Source organism: Lysinibacillus sp. FSL L8-0312 (assembly GCF_038003285.1).
GTDB lineage: Bacteria > Bacillota > Bacilli > Bacillales_A > Planococcaceae > Lysinibacillus > Lysinibacillus fusiformis_D.
The window spans coordinates 3,123,305-3,144,346 of sequence record NZ_JBBOOV010000001.1; the positions used below are offsets into that span (position 1 = coordinate 3,123,305).

Sequence of the window (21,042 nt, forward strand, 5' to 3'; positions counted from 1 at the left end):
TTTTTTAGAGCTATTCTATGCTTGGAAAGATTTATTTAATTGCTATATAATTTAATTATTAAATATTTTAATGGACGTGATTATATGGCAGATAATCTACACAATGTAGAAATCATTATGAAAGAAATGCTGGACATTCAGCAAAAATCAAAAATGTTTGTGGAACTTTTAACTAAAGGGGAAGCATTGTCGCAAAACCAATTGATTTTACTTCTGCAACTAAAAATAAATAATGGAATGAAGGCAACAGAAATCGCTGACTTCTTTAGTGTAACACCTGGAGCTGTAACTTCCATGTGCGATAAGCTGGAAAAGCTAGAGCTGATTCAACGAATTAGAGAAAATAATGATCGTCGTGTTGTCAAAATGGCTTTAACCAATAATGGTGATCAGAAGGTCCAAGAAATTTTCTTAAAGTTTTCTCAGGATAAACTGGCAGACATGGCTAATATCTTACGTGAAGTAAATCAATTAATGAATAATATCTTTTAGGATTTCAACAAATTGAAATCCTTTTTTTATTGCTCAAATTTTAGGGAATTCTTTTGTTCTTGACAAAAGGGAGATGCATATAATTTAATTAATATATATTTTAATAATTAAAATATATATTAATTAAATTAAAATGAGGTGATTTTTTATGTTTCAAAAACTTCGTACACTAACACTAACGAATGGCCGCATTAAACATCTGGATACTGGGTATGAGCAATTAAATATTCGAGGAGCTGTAGCTTTACATCAAGAAGTACACTTAAAAAAGGTGTCCACTCATGGTCATAGCTCCTTTTATTGCTCTGTTACTGCCCAGGTATTTAACAGTTCAGGCTCATGCACATTAAAGGATTATTGTGAGATCGAAGAACTAACAAACGCTGGAAACATTCAAATACGTAATGGATGTGTCCACAAGATCAATAGTTCTGGGAAATTCATAATTGAGGAGAAATTACAGAGCAGACGGTTCGACGCTATTGGTGTAGTAAAAGCTGAAGAAATAGTGGCTAATCATTTTCAGTTGAAATTATCGGGGGAAAGTGAAATTAGCAAGCTACTAGCGGACAGTGTAGTGATAGAAAAAGATCGAGTGACACTTCTTCCATTATTTAAGAAAAGGTTAAGTTGCCATACAATCAAAGGAAAACAACTGCAACTATCGTATACAGATGCACACATTGTTGACGGCGAAGTAGTTAGAGTGGGAGAAAACTGTCTAATTGAGACGCTTTACTATACAGATGATTATACGATTGCTTCAAACGCAAAGGTATACCACATTATACGGAGGGAAAAAGAATGACATTCCTAAAAATGCTACAAGCCTTTTTTTGCTCATTAGCCCTAGTTGTCTTATCCGTTCTTTACATTGGCTTACTTGTAAGTGCTGTTCTATCTATACTCGCTGGCATGTTACGAACATTCGGACTAGATCAAATTAAAATGAGCATCTGGTATGATGTAGACCTCCCAATTCTATTCAGCATCCCCCTAGCACTGCTAGTAGCTGTACTACTATTCCTTTGTGCCACCTATATCAAACGCTCTATGGTATTTTGTTTATCAAAGCTTCGAATTTAGATAACATGATTAAACAATCTTCCATTTTCGTTAATCTAGTGTATTCAGGCACAATTGGAACTCCGAGGATTGACAATAAAAGTAATGAATTAATATTTGTTACTAGTTTTAGAAAAAGGCGTATTCTTAATGGAATATGCCTTTTTACATTTTTAATAGAAGACATAGTAAATAGAGAAAAATAGCAAAACTTGTAAGTAGTAACTTAGGAGATGCAATCCAGCGAAAACAGCACCAATGGGCAAAATCACAAATATGATACTGACAACCACAAGATGAACCTATATAAAAGCCATACATCGTATTTTCTTGATTAGGTACAATTGGGAATATGACATTCATTATAAAAATGAAAAGAGATACTCCAAAATCGTTTATTTTGCCCTCACCTGTTAAATATAAATAATGAACAGTATGATAATACATGTGAAAATTATCTTTCCTGTCCTATCCCCATTCAGAAAGTAACCATGGACGCAATATTACTAAAGTTCCCCTTCAAGAAATTGGATAAGATAGAACTCAGGCTTAGCTAGGAACTCTGTGAAATTGCATAAATCTGCATATTCCTCATGCTCCACATCATAGCATCCAACTTGTCCCTCACCTTCCGGGTTCCAAACTACTTGTAAATCAGAATAATTGTCGACATTGGCTGAAAGAAGAAGCAGCTTTTGTTGACCAAACTTCATCTCAATTGTATCCGTTAGGTTAAAAAAATCGATATAGTGAATATCATAATCATTTGGTGCAAGTTTGAGATGCAATTGATCACCTGTCAGAAAATCAAGCAATTCCTTTGGTAATTTATATTTTTGTAACGCACACCTTTTATTCTCTATCGAATGAAGCTCTATAGGTTCGAGTGCTTTTAAATAATTGGCAAGCTCCTTATTTTTCATACCTAGTGCAATAGTATAAGGGCGTTGCCCATCTTTCTCCGTTAAAGTGATACTTGCACCTCGTTCAATTAAATATTTCACCATAGTGATATTGCCCATTCGTGTTGCAACTGTTAATGGTGTTGCTCCATAGGGATAGACCATGTCAGGCTTTTGGTAATTAATATCTACTCCTTGTTCAAGTAAATAATTGACTGTTTTCTTATCAAAATCAGATACAGCTTGTCGTAATACTGCCCCTCCATACTCTTTCACATCAAGTCCGAGTTCATGAATAAGCGGGATATTTCTTTTATTTCCATAGTATGCCTGTAAATAAGCTCCAGAGCCAACTTGATTATGTCCATCTAGTTTTGCGCCTTGTTCAACAAGGTAACGCACTATTTCCTCCTTACAATAACGAACAGCTCGTAAAAAAGCTGGATTCTTTTTAACATTTAAATTTACGTTATACGCAACTAATAGTTTTACTACATCAAATTGCTGTGCAATTAATGCTAAATCCAATGGGCTTAATGATGTATGCTTACTTAAATGGATTTCCTCTTCAATATTCCAGCCTTTATCCTTGGCTTCTTGCAACGCAGTTAAATCTCCAGCATAGATATGCATTGCAAGCTCCGGGATTTCCCTAAATGTTCCAATGTCTTGTAGCTTAATCATCTTTAGATTGGCCTCCTTCATACATTTATAAAGAGTATAGAAAACAACTACTTACAAAACAACAGGAAATAGGACTACAGTTTAATCAATAACAACTGATATTTATATTCATTTTCAAGGTTCATTTATTAAAAAAGCAACTAGGTTAGACATTTCCCAGGAAAAGATATTTGCAAAATAAAAGGAGCCCTCAATCCTGAATAGATTGAGGGCCTGTCTTAAACGCTTATATGAATTGCCTTTATTTTAAACAAAGAGCTTTATCTGTTGTTGCATTAATTTCTTTTAGAAGCTCTGGGTTTTCTGCTAATGATAAACCATAAGATGGAATCATTTCTTTAATTTTTGTTTCCCACTCTTTAATATGTTGAGGGAAACATTTATTAAGAACTTCAAGCATAACATGCACAGCCGTAGACGCACCTGGTGAAGCTCCAAGTAAAGCTGCAATCGATCCATCAGCAGCACTTACAACTTCTGTACCAAATTGGAGTGTTCCTTTGCCGCCAGCTTCTGTATCTTTAATAACTTGTACACGTTGACCAGCTACGATAATATCCCAGTCATCGCTCTTCGCATTTGGAATGAAATCACGTAACTCTTCCATACGTTGTTCTTTTGAAAGCATAAGCTGTTGGATTAAATATTTTGTTAATCCCATCTCTTTCACGCCTGCCGCTAATAATGTTGTAATATTATGCGGTTTTACAGAAGCAAATAAATCCATATTGGAACCCGTTTTTAAAAACTTAGGTGAGAAACCTGCGAATGGTCCAAATAGTAATGATTTCTTATTATCAATATAACGTGTATCAAGATGCGGAACTGACATTGGTGGAGCACCAACTTTTGCTTTTCCGTAAACTTTTGCATGATGTTGTTCAGCCACTTCTGGATTATTACATGCTAAGAATAGACCGCTAATTGGGAACCCACCAATATGTTTCCCTTCAGGAATACCTGATTTTTGTAATAATTCTAGGCTTCCTCCACCAGCTCCAAGGAAGACAAATTTTGCTGAATGATATTCCATTTTACAGCCGTCTAAATCATGCACACGTACTTCCCATGAACCATCACTAGCTTGTTTTAAACTTTCAACACTATGGTTGTAGTTAACATCCACATCTTTGGATTTTAAGTGGTCAATTAACATACGTGTTAAAGCACCAAAGTTAACATCCGTACCCGTGTCAATTTTTGTTGCAGCAATGTCTTCACCCGCTGGACGATTCTCCATAATAAGTGGAATCCATTTTTTTAGTGTTTCAGGGTCATTAGAAAATTCCATTCCTTCAAATAAAGGATTTTTTATCATCGTTTCATGACGTTTCTTTAGAAACTCAACATTTTCTTTCCCTTGTACTAAACTCATATGTGGTAAAGGCATAATGAAGTCTTGTGGATTATTGATCAGCTTATTGTTTACAAGATACGACCAAAATTGTCTTGAAACTTGGAACTGTTCATTAACATTAATCGCTTTTTTGATATCGATTGATCCGTCTTTTTTCTCTGAAGTGTAGTTCAGCTCACATAATGCAGCATGTCCAGTTCCCGCATTGTTCAATTCGTGAGAACTTTCTTCGCCTGCTTTCTCAAGCTTTTCAAACACTGTAATTTTCCAATCTGGTGCTAATTCTTTGAGCAATGTTCCCAAAGTTGCACTCATGATTCCGGCACCAATTAAGATAACATCTGATTTAATTTGTCTGTTACTCATTTTTACCTTCCTTATATGTTAAGATTTGCAGAAAGGATGTTAGCACTCCCGCTTTAGAAGTACTGTAAGCCATGGAGCAACCTTGGAGCACACCATTTCTGTATCAATTATTACCTTATTGCAGTTTATCACAATTAGTTCAAGAATAAAATATCAACTATTTATATGAGAGTTATCAGCTTTTTTCGAGCCTTTCCATTCATAACTCAAGCAAAAAAACCACTTTTTATTCTAGTTAAAACTTGGTTTTTTTAAGCTTTATGGAATAATCGCCCTAAAAATGATTGACATTTTCATAAAAAATAGATTCTTTTTATTATTATATCTCTATAATAACATAGCGATAGGCAGCCCGTCTTGTTTTTGAACTAGCTCCCTATTCTTCAAGATACACTGTCGATTGGGCTTTCAATATGCCAACCATCACTATGAAAACCACTCATTTGCAGTAACACATAATCGACTAATGCTTCATATAATGTCATCATCTGTTGTGCATTGTCCTCCTGCATTGCATGGACAAACATGTTTTTAAAAGCCACATCTAGAAATGCTAGCTTACTATATTTTTGAAAATAGATTGGATCTTCAAGATAGGGCATAGATTTGACAAGAAGGAACTATTTTTACATTCAAAAACTGACAGTACTCCATAAACAAATTTGCTAATTCGTTATGATAGGTAAAGTTAAAGTCTTTTCTCTCTTGCTCATAACAGTCCTTTAAATTATCCAGTGCATTCCATACTCCATATTTTTTTATTTCTATTACTGTTTTATTCATTACTTTATATTTTTTTGAGCCACTCTTCTGCTTCAAATTTTTAGTTTTTTTATTATTCTAGTATAATTAAATACTATTCTACTTGTTTTAAATTGCAACATCGACATGGTTCTCCGTCTATTAAAATCTCTTGGTAATACTTTCGAATTTGAGCTGGTGGATTCGCAAAGTATTCAATTAAAAAGCCATTCACTACTCGATTGCTTCTTTCTTTTCACTCCACATGATCTGCCAAAATAATATGTATATCGATATCAGAGCGTTTTGAGGGTTACCCTGTAACATAACTCCCACAAACTAGTGCTCCTACGACATCCCCTCGATCTTTCCAATCTTTCAAGAATGTTTCAAGTGCTAATGTCCATTTGTCCATTGATCATGGACTTCCTTTTTACTATGTCATTTTTTATTCTACACTATTCAAACAACAGAAAATCCATTATGATGTTTTCTGTTTTAATTTAATTGGTTACATGTAGGATAAAGATCATCCTAATGAAAAAACCGCACTCTTTTAGGTACGGTTCTCAACATGCTAAAATAAATCAGCTAAAAATGTTTGTATTGATGTAGGTAATAGCTGAAAGAATAATCCCTCATATTTAATATCGAGTACACCAGCAATAACAATGACAGCAAAAATTAAAAACAGAAAGATTTTCTTATTTTTAGAAATCCACTTCAATAGATTCCACTCCTCTAGCTTTATAGTAAACATTTTCAGTATAGATGGGTTCATAAAAAATAGTAATCCCTAGTTACTGCCTGTCACCTAAATTTCCTATACTACATACATTAAAATGATACGGTACAATTTAGAATTATGTAAGAAGGGAATGACTATGGTCAATTTTAAATCTTTTCGTGGTGTCGTCACACAAATCAGTGATTTTCCAGTAGGGCAAAACGGGGATAAGGAAGGTTGTTATAAAATGATGACCTTAGAAGATGGAGCTGGCGGGGTCGTCAACTTTGTTATTTCTCCTTCTACTTATTTTGTTCATCATGAAATCGTTACGACAGGGGAATGGGTCACAGGCTATTATGATGGGGATGCACCTGTACCAATGATTTATCCACCCCAATATCGTGCTTTAATTATTGTTAAAGATAGCAACTATCAAAATGTAAAGGTAGATTTTTTTAATCATCAATTGCTAAGTAGTGATGGCCTATTGCAATTAAACCTTTCTCCTACTACTGTTATCTCGCTTAAAAATGGGCAGCCCTTTTCTAAAAGCCCTGCCAATCGAAACCTCATTGTCTTTTATGGACCTACCACTCGGAGCATTCCTGCCCAAACCACACCATACGAAATCATTGTTTGGTGTTAACCTCATCATTGAAATAAGCAACGGCTTAAACCTCATTACGAGAATTTAAGCCGCTTTCCTCTGTGATTACCTATTCATATCATCTTTCATTTCATGTAATTGCTGTTTAATCTGCTCTAGGCTTTCTTTATTTTGCTGCACAATATCTAAATGTTCACCATATTGCTCTGCATTGAAACGTGCATTTTCGGCATGCTTTATTTGATTGAAAGCATGCTCTAACGCTATTTCCTCTGGATGTAATTTAGCATGCTTCAACAAACGATCTGCCTTTAGCACTGAGTTACTAAACAATGTACTAGGATGATCTTGCTTCCAACTTGTATCGGAATGTTTAGCCAATGTATACATCTTCCCTTCTTAAAAAATTTCATTGTTCTAGATGTAGTATTATGAATTGATTCGAAAATATGTATGGTAAATAATCCTCCCAACACAATATTTCCCAGGCGATATTTAAAGAACTAAGGCATCCGCTGCCTTAGTTCTTTTCCCAATGTCATGAATAGTTGTCAAATATCAATTAGTGCCATGCAGTCCGTTCACTGACAGGTTGCTTGATGCCTGTTTTCCCTTGTGTTTCAGCAAAATTATTGACCTGTGCTGAAGACGCATCAAGCTCAAATTCAGCTCCAAACTCTTCCTGATGGAGTTTTTGACGCTGTTTATTTGATTTGTTTGCACTACTCGTTCCAGTTGCTTTTGCATTGTTACGATTTGTTTTCATATTTGACATAACCATCCTCCATCGAGTATTTGAAAAGCTCTAACATCGACTAAATGTTTTATGAACTTTTCATTCTCAAGTTTGTCCATAGAGCAAGAAAACAATGTGCATTAAATTTTTTATTTAGCTAAGTATAGTGTTGAGGCTTTTTTCCATTTCTAATTGTTAGTAAGTCGCTTGCAATCTTATTTTCTTTCTGACTATAATACTTGTATACAAGTATACTCAAAATCAAAAAGGGTGATTTTATGAGCCAATCTAAGGACTATTTATACCCACAAAAATGGCTTTCTAAAGCTTCAACAGGCGATCGTGTAGCCTATGAACTTAGAATGCGCATTATTTCAGGCTTAATTGAAAGCGGTACCATTCTTTCTGAAAACAAACTAGCAGCTGATTTTGAAGTAAGTCGTTCACCTATTCGTGAAGCCTTAAGAATACTAGCGTCTGAAAATATCATTCGATTAGAGAAAATGGGCGCTGTTGTCATTGGTTTATCAGAAAAAGAAATTGAAGAAATTTATGATGTTCGTCTGTTGATTGAAACATTCGTGTTTGAACGTCTCATAAAAATGGATACAACTAGCTTAGCAATAGAGCTGAGCAAAACATTAGAAATGATGAAGGTTGCCATTAAATATAACGATGCCGACGAATTTTCTTATCAGGATGTTATGTTCCACGAGGCAATTATTCGTTCCATCGATCATTCTTATATGACGATGATTTGGAATAATTTAAAGCCAGTAATGGAAGGCCTTATTTTGTTATCTATGCGCATGCGCTTCCAAGAAAAATATGAGGATTTCACTCGTATTGTGAAAAACCATGAGCTGTATATTGATGCGATCAGAGCAAAAGATCGAGAGCTCATGATTAAATCCTTACATGAAAATTTTGATGATGTTCAAGGCAAGGTAGAAGATCTATGGCGGTCACAGCAAATGCTATCTAAAGGGGTTGAGCCACAAAATGACTAACTATATGTTAGGTGTTGATATAGGGACTACTAGCACCAAAGCCGTATTATTTAGTGAACAAGGCAAGGTTATTCAACAAGAGAATATTGGGTATCCATTATATACACCTGATATTTCAACAGCTGAGCAAAATCCAGAAGAGATTTTTCAAGCTGTGCTGCAAGCCATTACCCACATTATGAAAGTCCATTCTGACAAATCATTATTATTTGTTTCCTTTAGTAGTGCTATGCATAGTGTTATTGCTGTAGACAAGGATGATCAACCCTTAACACCTGTTATCACTTGGGCGGATAATCGTAGTGAGGCATGGGCACATAAAATTAAAGATGAATGGAATGGACATGAGGTTTATAAAAGAACTGGTACACCTATTCATCCAATGTCTCCATTAAGCAAAATTACTTGGCTTGTAAACGAGCATCCTGAAATCGCTCAAAAAACAAAGAAATACATTGGCATTAAAGAATATATTTTTAAGAAGTTTTTCGATCAATACGTTGTGGATTATTCTTTAGCTTCATGTATGGGTATGATGAATCTCCATACATTAGATTGGGACGAAGAAGCTTTAGCCATTGCAGGTATTACGAAAGCACAATTATCGACTCTTGTACCTACAACGCAATCGTTTTCTAACTGTAATGTCCGTTTAGCTAAACAAATTGGTATTGATCCTCAAACACCGTTTATCATTGGTGCAAGTGATGGCGTACTGTCCAATTTAGGTGTTAACGCAATTAGAGAAGGTGAAATTGCTGTCACAATTGGGACAAGTGGTGCTATCCGTACTATTATCGATAAGCCCAAAACAGATGTGAAAGGTAGAATTTTCTGTTATGTCTTAACAGAAAATCATTGGGTTATCGGCGGACCCGTAAACAATGGTGGTATGGTATTACGCTGGATTCGTGATGAGTTTGCTTCTTCTGAGATCGAAACAGCCAAAAGACTAGGTATTGATCCATATGAAGTGTTAACAAAAATTGCAGAACGTGTAAGACCTGGTGCTGATGGACTGCTATTCCATCCTTATTTATCAGGTGAACGTGCACCTTTATGGAATCCAGATGTACGTGGTTCATTTTTCGGTTTAACAATGTCACATAAAAAAGAACATATGATACGAGCCGCTCTCGAAGGGGTTATCTACAATTTATATACGGTCTATTTAGCATTACTCGAGTGTATGGAAAGCCCTGTCACACGTATCCAAGCAACAGGTGGTTTTTCACGCTCTGAGATTTGGAGACAAATGATGGCTGATATTTTTGAATCGGAAGTAGTAGTACCTGAAAGCTATGAAAGTTCCTGTCTCGGTGCTTGTATTTTAGGTTTATATGCGATTGGAAAAATTGATTCCTTTGATGTTGTCGCTGATATGGTTGGTGACACTTATAAACATACCCCAATCGAAGAGGCGGCCAAAGAATATAGACAATTGCTCCCCATTTTCATTCGTTTATCTAGAGTGTTAGCAGATGATTATGCGTCAATTGCTCATTATCAAAGGAGCTTAATTAAGCCCGACTAAAGAGGAGGAGAATACATGCCATTAGTTATTGTAGGTATTGGTATTATTGCGCTATTAATTTTAATCATGGGCTTTAAATTAAATACATTTATCTCATTAATCATTGTTTCATTTGGTGTGGCATTGGCTCTCGACATGCCTTTAGATGTCATCGTGAAAACGATTGAAGCAGGATTAGGTGGTACGCTAGGTCACTTAGCATTAATATTTGGACTTGGAGCTATGCTTGGCAAGTTAATTGCGGATTCAGGCGGTGCCCAGCGCATTGCCATGACCCTTGTAAACAAATTCGGTGAAAAGAACATCCAATGGGCCGTTGTAGCCGCATCCTTTATTATCGGTATCGCTCTTTTCTTTGAAGTAGGGCTTGTGCTATTAATCCCTATTGTCTTCGCCATTTCAAGACAATTAAAAGTTTCTATTTTATATTTAGGAATTCCTATGACAGCAGCCTTATCCGTCACACATGGATTTTTGCCACCACATCCAGGACCAACCGTCATCGCTGGTGAATTCGGGGCAAATATTGGTGAGGTCTTGCTTTATGGCTTTATCATCGCCATTCCAACCGTTATTTTAGCAGGGCCATTATTTACAAAGTTGGCGAAAAGATTAGTGCCTGAATCATTCAACAAAACTGGGAATATTGCTTCTTTAGGTGAACAAAAAACATTTGAATTAGAGGATACCCCTAGCTTTGGCATAAGTGTCTTCACTGCACTATTACCTGTGATTTTAATGTCCCTTGCCACTATTATTACACTGCTACAAAAAACAATGGGCTTTGAAGATAATGGCCTCTTAGCAGGTATCCGCTTCATCGGTGAAGCTGGTACGTCCATGCTAATCTCCTTATTAGTAGCTGTTTATACAATGGGAATAGCCAGAAAAATTCCGATTAAGCAGGTAATGGAATCCTGTACAACAGCCATTTCACATATCGGTATGATGCTTTTAATCATTGGGGGCGGTGGCGCCTTTAAACAGGTATTAATCGATGGGGGTGTTGGGGATTACGTTGCCGAGCTATTCCATGGAACTACCTTATCACCGATTTTACTTGCGTGGATAATTGCCGCTATTTTACGTATTTCATTGGGGTCTGCTACAGTGGCTGCTTTAACAACAGCAGGGCTAGTCATTCCAATGTTAGGTCAAAGTGACGTGAATCTCGCTTTGGTTGTGCTGGCAACGGGTGCAGGAAGCTTAATTGCTTCACATGTCAATGATGCTGGTTTCTGGATGTTTAAAGAATATTTTGGGTTAAGCATGAAGGAAACGTTTGCTACATGGACGTTGCTAGAAACAATTGTATCTGTAGCTGGTTTAGGATTTATTTTATTACTTAGTTTATTCGTTTAAGAAATGTAAAAAAGGAGCGAGCACAATGTTAAATACAATAGGCGTTATTGGTTTAGGTGTTATGGGCAGTAATATTGCTTTAAACATGGCTAATAAGGGCGAGCAAGTGGCCGTTTATAATTACACACGAGATTTAACCGACAAACTACTACAAAAGGTCGAAGGACAAGCGCTTACTCCTTACTATGATATCGAAGAGTTCGTACAATCTTTAGAAAAACCAAGAAAGATATTTTTGATGGTGACAGCTGGGAAGGCTATTGATTCCGTTATTCAATCTGTAGTGCCATTCCTTGAAAAAGGCGATATTATTATGGACGGTGGTAACTCTCACTATCAAGATACAGAGCGTCGATATGATGAATTAAAAGCACAAGAAATCGGTTATTTAGGAATTGGGATTTCAGGCGGTGAAGTGGGCGCATTGACAGGGCCATCTATCATGCCTGGTGGTGATCAGGAGGTCTATGACAAAGTAGCACCTATACTTACAAAAATCGCAGCACAAGTGGATGGTACACCATGCTGTACGTATATAGGTCCTAAAGGTGCAGGCCACTTTGTTAAAATGGTGCATAACGGGATCGAGTATGCAGATATGCAGCTAATTGCTGAGGCCTATACGTTTTTAAGAAAAAATGTAGGATTATCTGTTGAGGAAATTGCTGATACTTTTGAAACATGGAATCAAGGCGAATTAAAAAGCTATTTGATTGAAATTACAGCTGAAATTTTAAGAAAAAAGGATGAAGTAACAGGTTTACCACTAATCGATATGATTCTTGATAAAGCAGGTCAAAAAGGTACTGGAAAATGGACTAGTATGCAATCCATTGATAACGGTATCCCTACATCGATTATTACAGAAGCCTTATTCGCTCGCTATATTTCATCATTAAAAGAGGAGCGGGTTCGAGCTGAAGCTATACTGTCAGGGCCGAACTACAATCCACAAAATCAAGATAAAGATGTGTGGATAGAAAACGTACGTCAAGCCTTATATATGGGTAAAATCTGTGCATATGCACAAGGCTTCACACAATATAAAATGACATCTGAGCTTTACAACTGGAACTTGCCATTAAAGGATATTGCCTTAATTTTCCGCAGTGGCTGTATTATTCGTGCAGAATTTTTAAATGTGATTAGTGAAGCCTACCAACAGCAACCTACACTTGATAATTTACTAATTAACTCTTACTTTGCAGAAAAGACAAAGGACTATCAAAACGGCTTAAGAAAAATAGTTTGTGAAGGCATTCAAGCAGGTAATGCGTTCCCATGTCTAAGTGCTTCTCTCACATATTACGATAGTTATCGAACAGGCTCATCTAATGCGAACATGTTACAAGCACAACGTGATTATTTTGGCGCCCATACGTATGAACGTACTGATGCAGAAGGTGTTTTCCATACAAATTGGTAATTAAAAAGCTAAAATATACATCATTCCTTCCATGAATGATCGTATATTTTAGCCTTTTTTATTCTAAATAAACATGTACTCGATTACGCCCTGCTTGCTTTGCTCCATACAGTGCCTTATCCGCTTTATTTAAAAGCTGATACAATGTCTCTTCTTCATTTGTTCCTTCAGCTACTCCACAGCTAATGGTAGCATAAATAGCCCCCTCAATAGTCATCAGAGGTTGTGTTTCTACACAGTGACAGAGCTGCTTAGCTAATGCTTCCCCCTTAGACAATGAATAGCCCTTGAGTGCAAGAACAAATTCCTCACCACCATATCTTGCAAAAAGCTCGCCTTTTTTCAATTGACTCTGACAAACCTGTACAACATGAACAAGTAGCTGATCGCCGACAGCATGACCATACGTATCATTGACACTTTTAAAATAATCAATGTCCATTAATACTACTGTAAATGCTGTTGATGATGCTCTTATCTCGCTGAAGGCTTGATTACATTGTTGAAAAAATGCTCGACGATTATAGATTTGTGTCAGTTCATCATAATAAGCCTGTTGTTCTAACATCCGTTGTAGCTTCTTTAACTCTGTAATATCGGTAAAAATGAGTAAATGCCCATTACCATGATTAACATGCCGTAGCGCTGATATGCGTACCTGGTAAGTATGACTCATAAGATCAAGCTCTATTTCTTGCGTATTCATCGTCGTCTCTAATGTAAATGGCATCGTTTGCCCAGTTACTTCAAGCCATAGCTTCCTAAAATCCACACCAAACATAGACCGAGTTAGTTGAGGGAACACCTTGCTACATGCTTGATTAAACTCTATTAATCGAAACGACTCATCTAACACAATGACCCCATCATTGATACTTTGGAATATAGCATCTTTGGCAACAGGCATTACACTAAATAAACGGGAGGAATTAATAGACCATAAATACAACAGAGAAGAAATCCATAAGACCATTGGAACAGGATCAACCCCTTGAGGTGTTAGACCCAATAAGTATATAAAAGCAGTGATCATAGGAATTAACTGACCACACATTAAGGCAATCAGTTGTTGGCGATAAGTTTTACTTGTTTCTTTCCAATACTTTACTATTAGTAAAAAGGATACAAACATACAGCCAAACGTAAATATACCATGAATGATGTACCATATACCGATTTCCTGATAAACATAAGGAGCCCCTAACACGGGATCAACTTCAAATATCTTATAATGAAAATGGTGCATATCATTTGTAGCAACCATTATTAAACTAATAAAAGGGATAGCTAGAAGGGCCATTATCTTTTTCCTTGACAAATGAAAGCCCAAATATTGCATGATAAACAATAAACCGAGCGGTGTTGAAAAAGCCATACCTACATATTGAATGGCTGTCCAAAACTTTATTGCGTCCAGTGTTGTAGCTATTAAACCAAAAGCAGAGGCAAAACAATATACCGTAATTAACGCCGTATACCCTATAAACAATTGCGCAATTTTTGCGTAATTGTAGCGTTGTAGAAATACGTATAAACATAAATACAAATTTAGAAAACCCGATGTACAGCTAAGAGTAATAAAAGCAGTCAATTGCGAATTCATGTGTATGTACCTCTTTAAATTTTTTATTTTTAATGTAGCATACATGCAAAATTTTGTGGATTTATTTATTATCTAAAATGAAAAGAGAATGTTAAGGAGTACCCATATGACGAATAAGAACAACCTAGAAATCATTTTCCACCCTGATTCAGCCGAAAGCCTAACACACCCCTTTTATAAAAAACAAATCGTTTTTACAGGGGCTCTTTCTACAATGACCCGTTCAGAGGCTGCCAAACAAGTAAAAGCCTGTGGAGGGTCCTTGCAGGGAGCTGTTACACAGCAAACGGATTTCGTCATTCTTGGAGATAAACGTCGTGGCATCAGTAGCAAACAGCATAAGGCTGAACAGCTAGTTACTCAAGGGCACGACATCCAAATACTGATAGAGGACGATTTTTTATGGCTTATTTCAATACCAAAGGAAATTGACAAGTAAAAAGAGTATGTAAGATTTCACCTCTTACATACTCTTTTATGTCTATATTATTGTTTTTATCAATAAATTCTAGATTAACTATTTATTGACCTTAGGCGCTGGATAATCAAAGCCTTTTGTATCCACTTCTACCTTTTTCATTTGCTGATCTTCTAGCGGCTTATCTGTGGCATCTCGCTCAACCGCAACAATGGCATCGACTGTTTCCATACCCTCGATCACTTTCCCAAAAGCAGCATAATCCCCATCAAGATGTGATGCTTCCTTTACCATAATGAAAAATTGTGAACCTGCAGAATTAGGATCTTGCGAACGAGCCATCGAAATAACACCACGTTCATGCTTCATATTATTGTCAAATCCATTTGATGAAAACTCACCATCAATTGAATAATCAGGTCCACCAGTACCATTCCCTAAAGGATCTCCACCTTGAATCATAAAATCAGGAATTACACGTTGGAAAATAAGACCATCATAAAATCCTTCTTTCACTAAGGAAATAAAATTAGCGACTGTATTTGGGGCGACAGTAGGTTCTAATTCAATGACAATTTTTTCATCATTGCTCATCGTAATCGTCACAATTGGATTTTCCTTCACTTCCGCCGCATAATCCACTGTGTCTCCTTCAGATTTTGCTTTGTCTTTAGCGGTACCACAGCCTGTTAAAACAAAAGTGATTGCTAGTAATGATAACACTAAATAAACACCTTTATTACGTGCGAACATATTTTTCAGCTCCTCTACTTAACCATCTATTCATTATAAAACTATCCGATTGCTTAAGACAAATAAATCCAATACTCCTATCGTTTCTTCCTTATCGACCCGATATTTAGTTTGTAATACTATACTCATCTCGAGCCTTATTCTATTAAAAACAAGTACCAGCCTCCTTTATGACTGGTACCTAATTTGATTACTAAGTGAGTTCATGTTAAAAATACACCTGACTTTAATAAATGAGAATTCCTTTGTCTAAAACAGATTGATTTTGAACCTGATTTCCTAAAATATATAGCCTTTTTAGGTTAGGCATATTCACCAAAGGCTCTACATCTGAAATAGCGTTATTTTCTAAATGAAGCACCTCGATTTGTTGCCAATTTTTCATGAAATGTAACGATTGAAGTGAACTATCCTGTAATGTGAACGAACGTAAAGCTGAAAGACCAGCAAAGTAAGGCATGATCTTATCAACCTCATCTATCCAATCACTATTACCTATTTGAATCGATACATCATTCAAAGTTAAATGTTCCAGCACGTTGTTTGTTAATGGTTGTTGACTATTAAATTGAAAATTGCATTCAGAACAATTTAATGTCTTTACGTGCTGTAAATTGAATAAGTCACCTGTTTCTTCATAAAAAATGGTCTCGTTAAAATGAATTGTTTGCAAACTAGGTAGGTCATTTAAGGAACGAACGCCCGTGAAAACCCCATACTCCTTGACTGTAAGCTTTTCTAGCTGTGGGTATTTCAGAAATGCTGCACCATTCAATTGCGATTCCGATCCACTTATATAAACAGTCAAATCTTTTAAAGTGGGTGCCTCTAACTTTTGTATAAAAGAACCCTTTAGCTCCGCCTTCTTCAAATTGGGTGCTGTAATCGGCGATGTATCGCCATAATAACCAGCTAATGATAACTCAGTGAGTGATGTCAGACTGTTCACAATATCAAGCAATTCAAATTGACCTGGAGAAGATAAACGTAGCTTTGTCAAAGATGATTTATTTCTAAGCTTTTCTAAATTGGCAATGTTCATATTTTCGAGATCAAGCGATTGTAGGTTAGGCATATTTTGTAAAAAATCAAGCGTTTTTAAATTTCTTACCGATGTAAGCTTCAATTCTTGTAATTGATTCAGTGAATAGAAGGAGCTAAAATCGGTCGCTTCACTATTGTCTATCGCTAACGACTCTAAATCAGTTAATGTAGACAACCACTTCAAATCATTGGAAAATTTTAAAGACAATGATTTTAGTGACAATTTATTAAGAAGCTCAAAATCCTTAACTTCTTCAGTCACATAAGATATTTCAAGTGATTGGAGATTCGGAAACTCTAATAATAAAGCAAGTTCCTCATTACTTCGAATTTGGATAGAGAGCTCTACAATATTAGACTTATCGCTAAAATATTCCGCAATTTTACTAAATGATTCATTAAAGCTACCTGTATAGCTTTTTAAGTTTTTCAGATGTCGAAAGCTTACCTTTTCACTTTGTGCTATTTCATAATCATTCATGAGCTTCAATACAGTTAGTCCAGTAAAGGCTTCAAAGTCCTTTTGTTCGATTTCTTGCGTATTTAATAACTTATCCATCATGATATAGGTAGAAATTTCAGCTTCCTTATTTGTAAATGGATCGTCTAGACTGTAATCAAAATGCCATTGATCATCAGAATAGTAGGGGGCCAAATATCGAATACTTGCAATCTCTTCTTTAGTTGGCATTGCTCCACCCTTATCAAAAATGTCCCTTAAAAAGAATAGAAGCACTTCACTTTCAGGCATTGTTCGAACAGCTATTTCTTCACGGTTTCCATGCTCTGTTTGATTACTACTAAAAAGAAAATACCCAAGAATGGCACACAAGAAGACAAACGGTACAATAAGAAGTGCCTTTAAATTCGTTTTGGGACGTGTAGCTGTATTAGGAGCAGCTGTACCATAATAATGATTAATCGTTTGATCTACATAATAGACTTTATTTTCTTTCAGCATTATTTCAGTTTCACAAAAAGGACATTTAAATGATTGCCCTTCTTTATATTCAATTTTCCCATTACAATTCGGACAATTTAGTTGAATTAATTCCACTGGCAGTCCCTCCCCAGCTCTATTTTTCATTAAGCTTAGTTGTCTGAAAAATAAATGTCAATATTTCTATGAAATACTAATTATATCTTTTACCATGTTCAAGACCCTAAACGGCAGCGAGGATCTATCAAGGTTTTTCCCCTTTTCCTTCTCATCAAATTTCCCACTTTCAAATAAGATACCGTTTCTTGTATCAAGCTAAGCCCCTAGCTATGTAGAAGGACAGTAAATATGGTATCTTTTTGCAAAGGTATTATTTTCGAAAGTGAGGATTTTCATCAATGCATCAACATAATTTTTGGCTTGATTTACCACGGCCATTTTTCATTTTAGCACCAATGGAGGATGTGACAGATGTTGTATTTCGTCATGTCATTAGTGAAGCGGGGAGGCCTGATGTATTTTTTACAGAATTCACCAATACAACAAGCTATTGTCAACCTGGCGGCTTCGAAAATGTACGTAACCGCTTAGCCTTCACTGAAGATGAGCAGCCAATTGTGGCCCATATTTGGGGAGACACCCCTGAGCATTTTCGTCAAATGAGCATCGGTATGAAAGAGCTAGGCTTTAAAGGTATCGATATTAATATGGGGTGCCCGGCCGATAATGTGGCTGAGAGAGGTAAAGGAGCCGGCTTAATTCTTCACCCTGAACTAGCCTCAGAAATAATTCAAGCAGCAAAAGCAGGTGGCTTACCTGTTAGTGTAAAAACAAGACTTGGCTTTACAGATGTAGCAGAGTGGCGTGCGTGGCTCAGTCATATTTTTAAACAGGATATAGCTAATCTTTCTATCCATCTTCGGACACGAGAAGAGATGAGCAAGGTCGCAGCACACTGGGAATTAATTGCAGACATCAAAAAGCTACGCGATGAAATTGCTCCTAAAACGTTGCTGACAATCAATGGAGATATCCCTGACCGTTTAACAGGTCTAAAACTAGTGGAGCAATACGGCATCGATGGAGTCATGATTGGCCGAGGCGTATTTTCAAACCCATTTGCTTTTGAAAAAGAGCCGTCAGAGCATAACGCCAAAGAATACCTTAACTTACTATACTTGCACCTCAACCTTCATGATCACTACTCTAAGGAATTCGAAATGCGTTCATTTAAAGCATTGCAACGTTTCTTTAAAATATATGTGCGCGGCTTTAAAGGCGCTAGTCAATTACGAGTTCAATTACTAAATGCAAATTCCACCGATGAAGTACGTGATCTTCTAGCAGCCTACACTGCTGAGTAAATCTTCAGATAAGATACGACATACGCTAAAGGAGACTGGCTATAAGCCAATCTCCTTTTTACTTTACTTGTAATACATATTAAACCTTAAAAGGGAGTGAAAACTAAATTATAAGGTATATTCCATAATTTCTATTTATGTTATATACTAAACGCTATAATAATAAAGGGGTTTACAAATTTGGTAAATAATATTAATTTCATACTGCGGGTATTTTTCTTTTGCCATCAAAGACCGGACCGTTCTTTCCATTATAAGGGGCGGAAACTCCCTCTATGTGCAAGATGTACTGGTATGGCAGTAGGTTACCTCTTATCCATCATATTAGTCATACTCTTAGGCATATTTGATTTATGGATAATAGCCTTATTAATTTTACCAATGGCTATTGATGGTACAGGTCAATTATTTGGTAAATGGACAAGTAATAATAATAGACGGTTCCTTACTGGATTAATTGGTGGAATCGGCATTATTTATATTTTCTACACTATTGGTTACCAATTTTTTTTATTTGGTCAATATGTTGGAAGAAGACTATAACAAAATATCGGAGGTACAATTATGTATTGTAGAAACTGTGGTGAACATATTTCCGAATACGCAGAAATTTGTGTCCACTGTGGTGTCCGCGTAAAAAATGCAAGTGGAGAAGACACACCAAACTGGGCTGTTAATATAATTACACTTTGCTGTGTGCCACTTGTTGGGTTAATTATGTACTTTGTTTGGAAAAACGAAAAACCAGTTGCGGCTAAATCAGCCTTAATGTTCTTCTTTATTAACATAGGAATTACCATATTATTCTATATTATAATGTTCATTATTGGATTATCGAGTTATTAAATCAGGTATACATATGACAAAATTCTGTCTCTTATTAGGCTTTAATCAAGCAATGTGTATTAGCAGTAATATTATACTTAAAGGAAAAATTAGTATAAGCTACAGATTCTAATAACGTTGCAATTAGAGGAGTTGTAAGTTTTTCCTAGTTGTTTAAGCCAATGATAATGGGAAATATGTCAAAAGAGCTTATCTACTTTAATTATTACGCCTATTAATGTCATTAAACGAAGAAAAAACAGCAAGGCAAGTTGATTAATAAATAAGAAATTTTTAGTATGTAAGGGGTTCTAATATGTTTTGTCCTAATTGTGGTTCTAGCGTTGACGAAAATGCCGAAATATGTCTACATTGTGGTGTCAACGTATTAAAATTTAACAACCAAGTAAATGTAGCAAAAAATGATAACCCAAATATTTGGGTTAATGTCCTCAGCTTATGCTGCTTCCCTCTACTTGGCATTATCCTCTATTTTATATGGAAAGACACACAACCAAAAGCAGCAAAGTCTGCTTTAATCTTTGCATTATGTGGGCTAGCTCTTTCAGTTATTATGATGATTATTGCATTTGTAATAGGCGTTGTAGCAGAAATGATGAATGATAGCTATTATTATTAAATAATTCTGCCACAGTGGTCTGGTATGGTAATCTGCTTATTCCACCATAAACAATAAAGAAGGGTAGACATTTATATGTCTCCCTTCTTTTTATCGTATGGCTATAAAAAAAAGCAACAAGCTTAAAAGTATGTATGTATGTATGAGCCAGCCGTTTTTTATTTCAATCATTTTAACTATTAAGATTTTATAAGATGACCATCTTTATCAGTAAATTTACCAACGATAATCATAATCAAATCGATTAATGTCCAAATACCCAATCCACCTAATGTGAAAAACATTAAAATACCTGTACCAATTTTACCAACATAAAAACGATGAGCCCCTAGACTTCCTAAAAAGAAACAAAGTAATACTGTTGCTACAAAATTTCTGTCTGACATATAAGCACCTCCAATCAATTCATAAATACTATATTAAACCCTATTAAATGATTATAT

The 21,042-nt window shown here is 35.8% G+C and carries 24 protein-coding genes; 13 read left to right on the forward strand and 11 right to left on the reverse strand.

Features of this window, described 5'->3' with window-relative positions:
* Positions 1 to 84: 84 nt before the first annotated feature.
* From MHI22_RS15815 to MHI22_RS15825, 3 genes are all read left to right on the forward strand, one after another.
* Positions 85 to 492 carry a MarR family transcriptional regulator gene (locus tag MHI22_RS15815; RefSeq protein WP_036119500.1) on the forward strand — a complete coding sequence of 136 codons (408 nt, stop codon included), beginning with the start codon at positions 85 to 87 and terminating at the stop codon, positions 490 to 492.
* Positions 493 to 640: 148 nt separating this feature from the next.
* Positions 641 to 1,300 carry a hypothetical protein gene (locus tag MHI22_RS15820; protein ID WP_271911929.1) on the forward strand — a complete coding sequence of 220 codons (660 nt, stop codon included), beginning with the start codon at positions 641 to 643 and terminating at the stop codon, positions 1,298 to 1,300.
* Positions 1,297 to 1,578, forward strand: coding sequence for a hypothetical protein (locus tag MHI22_RS15825; protein ID WP_036127135.1), 282 nt, complete (start codon positions 1,297 to 1,299; stop codon positions 1,576 to 1,578). Before MHI22_RS15820 ends, MHI22_RS15825 begins: the two co-directional genes overlap by 4 nt.
* 485 nt (positions 1,579 to 2,063) lie before the next feature.
* Here the strand turns inward: MHI22_RS15825 and MHI22_RS15830 are convergent, their stop codons facing one another.
* The 5 genes from MHI22_RS15830 to MHI22_RS15850 form a co-directional block, all read right to left on the reverse strand.
* On the reverse strand, positions 2,064 to 3,143 hold the full coding sequence (locus MHI22_RS15830; protein WP_101966862.1) for an ankyrin repeat domain-containing protein: 1,080 nt from the start codon (positions 3,141 to 3,143) through the stop codon (positions 2,064 to 2,066).
* Between the two features lie 241 nt (positions 3,144 to 3,384).
* Positions 3,385 to 4,866, reverse strand: a complete 1,482-nt coding sequence (locus tag MHI22_RS15835) for a malate:quinone oxidoreductase (protein ID WP_036127138.1) — start codon at positions 4,864 to 4,866, stop codon at positions 3,385 to 3,387.
* Between the two features lie 383 nt (positions 4,867 to 5,249).
* Positions 5,250 to 5,468, reverse strand: a complete 219-nt coding sequence (locus tag MHI22_RS15840) for a hypothetical protein (RefSeq protein WP_257982922.1) — start codon at positions 5,466 to 5,468, stop codon at positions 5,250 to 5,252.
* On the reverse strand, positions 5,455 to 5,649 hold the full coding sequence (locus MHI22_RS15845) for a hypothetical protein (RefSeq protein ID WP_340812374.1): 195 nt from the start codon (positions 5,647 to 5,649) through the stop codon (positions 5,455 to 5,457). The genes MHI22_RS15840 and MHI22_RS15845 overlap by 14 nt, the downstream gene beginning before the upstream one ends.
* 535 nt (positions 5,650 to 6,184) lie before the next feature.
* Entirely contained in the window at positions 6,185 to 6,367 is a 183-nt protein-coding gene (locus MHI22_RS15850; RefSeq protein WP_036127165.1) for a hypothetical protein, read from the reverse strand.
* 124 nt (positions 6,368 to 6,491) lie between these two features.
* Here MHI22_RS15850 and MHI22_RS15855 point away from each other — a divergent pair, with 124 nt between their 5' ends.
* Positions 6,492 to 6,983: a hypothetical protein gene (locus MHI22_RS15855; RefSeq protein ID WP_036127141.1), complete on the forward strand. Its 492-nt coding sequence runs from the start codon at positions 6,492 to 6,494 to the stop codon at positions 6,981 to 6,983.
* 66 nt (positions 6,984 to 7,049) lie between these two features.
* Here MHI22_RS15855 and MHI22_RS15860 read toward each other — a convergent pair whose 3' ends face one another.
* Together MHI22_RS15860 and MHI22_RS15865 are read right to left on the reverse strand one after the other, a co-directional pair.
* Complete coding sequence (locus MHI22_RS15860) at positions 7,050 to 7,325, reverse strand: hypothetical protein (RefSeq protein ID WP_036127166.1); 276 nt, start codon at positions 7,323 to 7,325, stop codon at positions 7,050 to 7,052.
* Between the two features lie 181 nt (positions 7,326 to 7,506).
* Positions 7,507 to 7,719 (reverse strand): hypothetical protein, encoded by a 213-nt coding sequence (locus MHI22_RS15865; RefSeq protein WP_058844097.1) that lies wholly within the window; start codon positions 7,717 to 7,719, stop codon positions 7,507 to 7,509.
* Between the two features lie 239 nt (positions 7,720 to 7,958).
* Between MHI22_RS15865 and MHI22_RS15870 the strand changes: the two genes are divergently transcribed.
* The 4 genes from MHI22_RS15870 to gnd are packed head-to-tail and all read left to right on the forward strand — an operon-like array spanning position 7,959 to position 13,012.
* Positions 7,959 to 8,690 carry a GntR family transcriptional regulator gene (locus MHI22_RS15870; RefSeq protein WP_036127145.1) on the forward strand — a complete coding sequence of 244 codons (732 nt, stop codon included), beginning with the start codon at positions 7,959 to 7,961 and terminating at the stop codon, positions 8,688 to 8,690.
* Positions 8,683 to 10,224, forward strand: coding sequence for a gluconokinase (gene gntK, locus MHI22_RS15875; RefSeq protein ID WP_330493798.1), 1,542 nt, complete (start codon positions 8,683 to 8,685; stop codon positions 10,222 to 10,224). The genes MHI22_RS15870 and gntK overlap by 8 nt, the downstream gene beginning before the upstream one ends.
* A gap of 15 nt (positions 10,225 to 10,239) precedes the next feature.
* A complete protein-coding gene (locus MHI22_RS15880) occupies positions 10,240 to 11,586 on the forward strand; it encodes a GntP family permease (protein ID WP_036127149.1) in 1,347 nt (448 codons plus the stop codon).
* Between the two features lie 25 nt (positions 11,587 to 11,611).
* Positions 11,612 to 13,012, forward strand: a complete 1,401-nt coding sequence (gene gnd, locus MHI22_RS15885; RefSeq protein ID WP_330493799.1) for a decarboxylating NADP(+)-dependent phosphogluconate dehydrogenase — start codon at positions 11,612 to 11,614, stop codon at positions 13,010 to 13,012.
* A gap of 58 nt (positions 13,013 to 13,070) precedes the next feature.
* Here gnd and MHI22_RS15890 read toward each other — a convergent pair whose 3' ends face one another.
* A complete protein-coding gene (locus tag MHI22_RS15890) occupies positions 13,071 to 14,615 on the reverse strand; it encodes a histidine kinase N-terminal 7TM domain-containing diguanylate cyclase (protein ID WP_330493800.1) in 1,545 nt (514 codons plus the stop codon).
* Positions 14,616 to 14,721: 106 nt separating this feature from the next.
* Here MHI22_RS15890 and MHI22_RS15895 point away from each other — a divergent pair, with 106 nt between their 5' ends.
* Entirely contained in the window at positions 14,722 to 15,054 is a 333-nt protein-coding gene (locus MHI22_RS15895; protein WP_058844094.1) for a BRCT domain-containing protein, read from the forward strand.
* A gap of 78 nt (positions 15,055 to 15,132) precedes the next feature.
* On the opposite strand, the gene MHI22_RS15900 is transcribed toward MHI22_RS15895, so the two are convergent.
* Together MHI22_RS15900 and MHI22_RS15905 are read right to left on the reverse strand one after the other, a co-directional pair.
* Positions 15,133 to 15,786 carry a peptidylprolyl isomerase gene (locus MHI22_RS15900; protein WP_089933336.1) on the reverse strand — a complete coding sequence of 218 codons (654 nt, stop codon included), beginning with the start codon at positions 15,784 to 15,786 and terminating at the stop codon, positions 15,133 to 15,135.
* A 226-nt stretch (positions 15,787 to 16,012) separates the two neighbouring features.
* A complete protein-coding gene (locus tag MHI22_RS15905) occupies positions 16,013 to 17,887 on the reverse strand; it encodes a leucine-rich repeat domain-containing protein (RefSeq protein WP_058844093.1) in 1,875 nt (624 codons plus the stop codon).
* Between the two features lie 281 nt (positions 17,888 to 18,168).
* On the opposite strand from MHI22_RS15905, the gene MHI22_RS15910 reads away from it, so the two are divergent.
* The 4 genes from MHI22_RS15910 (at position 18,169) to MHI22_RS15925 (ending at position 20,599) form a co-directional block, all read left to right on the forward strand.
* On the forward strand, positions 18,169 to 19,134 hold the full coding sequence (locus MHI22_RS15910) for a tRNA dihydrouridine synthase (RefSeq protein ID WP_058844092.1): 966 nt from the start codon (positions 18,169 to 18,171) through the stop codon (positions 19,132 to 19,134).
* A gap of 180 nt (positions 19,135 to 19,314) precedes the next feature.
* The gene (locus MHI22_RS15915; protein WP_058844091.1) at positions 19,315 to 19,677 is read left to right on the forward strand and encodes a DUF2085 domain-containing protein; all 363 of its coding nucleotides are present in this window, start codon (positions 19,315 to 19,317) and stop codon (positions 19,675 to 19,677) included.
* Between the two features lie 21 nt (positions 19,678 to 19,698).
* Complete coding sequence (locus MHI22_RS15920; protein ID WP_058844090.1) at positions 19,699 to 19,980, forward strand: tryptophan-rich sensory protein; 282 nt, start codon at positions 19,699 to 19,701, stop codon at positions 19,978 to 19,980.
* A 295-nt stretch (positions 19,981 to 20,275) separates the two neighbouring features.
* Complete coding sequence (locus tag MHI22_RS15925) at positions 20,276 to 20,599, forward strand: zinc-ribbon domain-containing protein (protein ID WP_058844089.1); 324 nt, start codon at positions 20,276 to 20,278, stop codon at positions 20,597 to 20,599.
* 179 nt (positions 20,600 to 20,778) lie between these two features.
* Here the strand turns inward: MHI22_RS15925 and MHI22_RS15930 are convergent, their stop codons facing one another.
* Positions 20,779 to 20,985 (reverse strand): TM2 domain-containing protein, encoded by a 207-nt coding sequence (locus tag MHI22_RS15930; RefSeq protein ID WP_058844088.1) that lies wholly within the window; start codon positions 20,983 to 20,985, stop codon positions 20,779 to 20,781.
* Between the last annotated feature and the right edge of the window lie 57 nt (positions 20,986 to 21,042).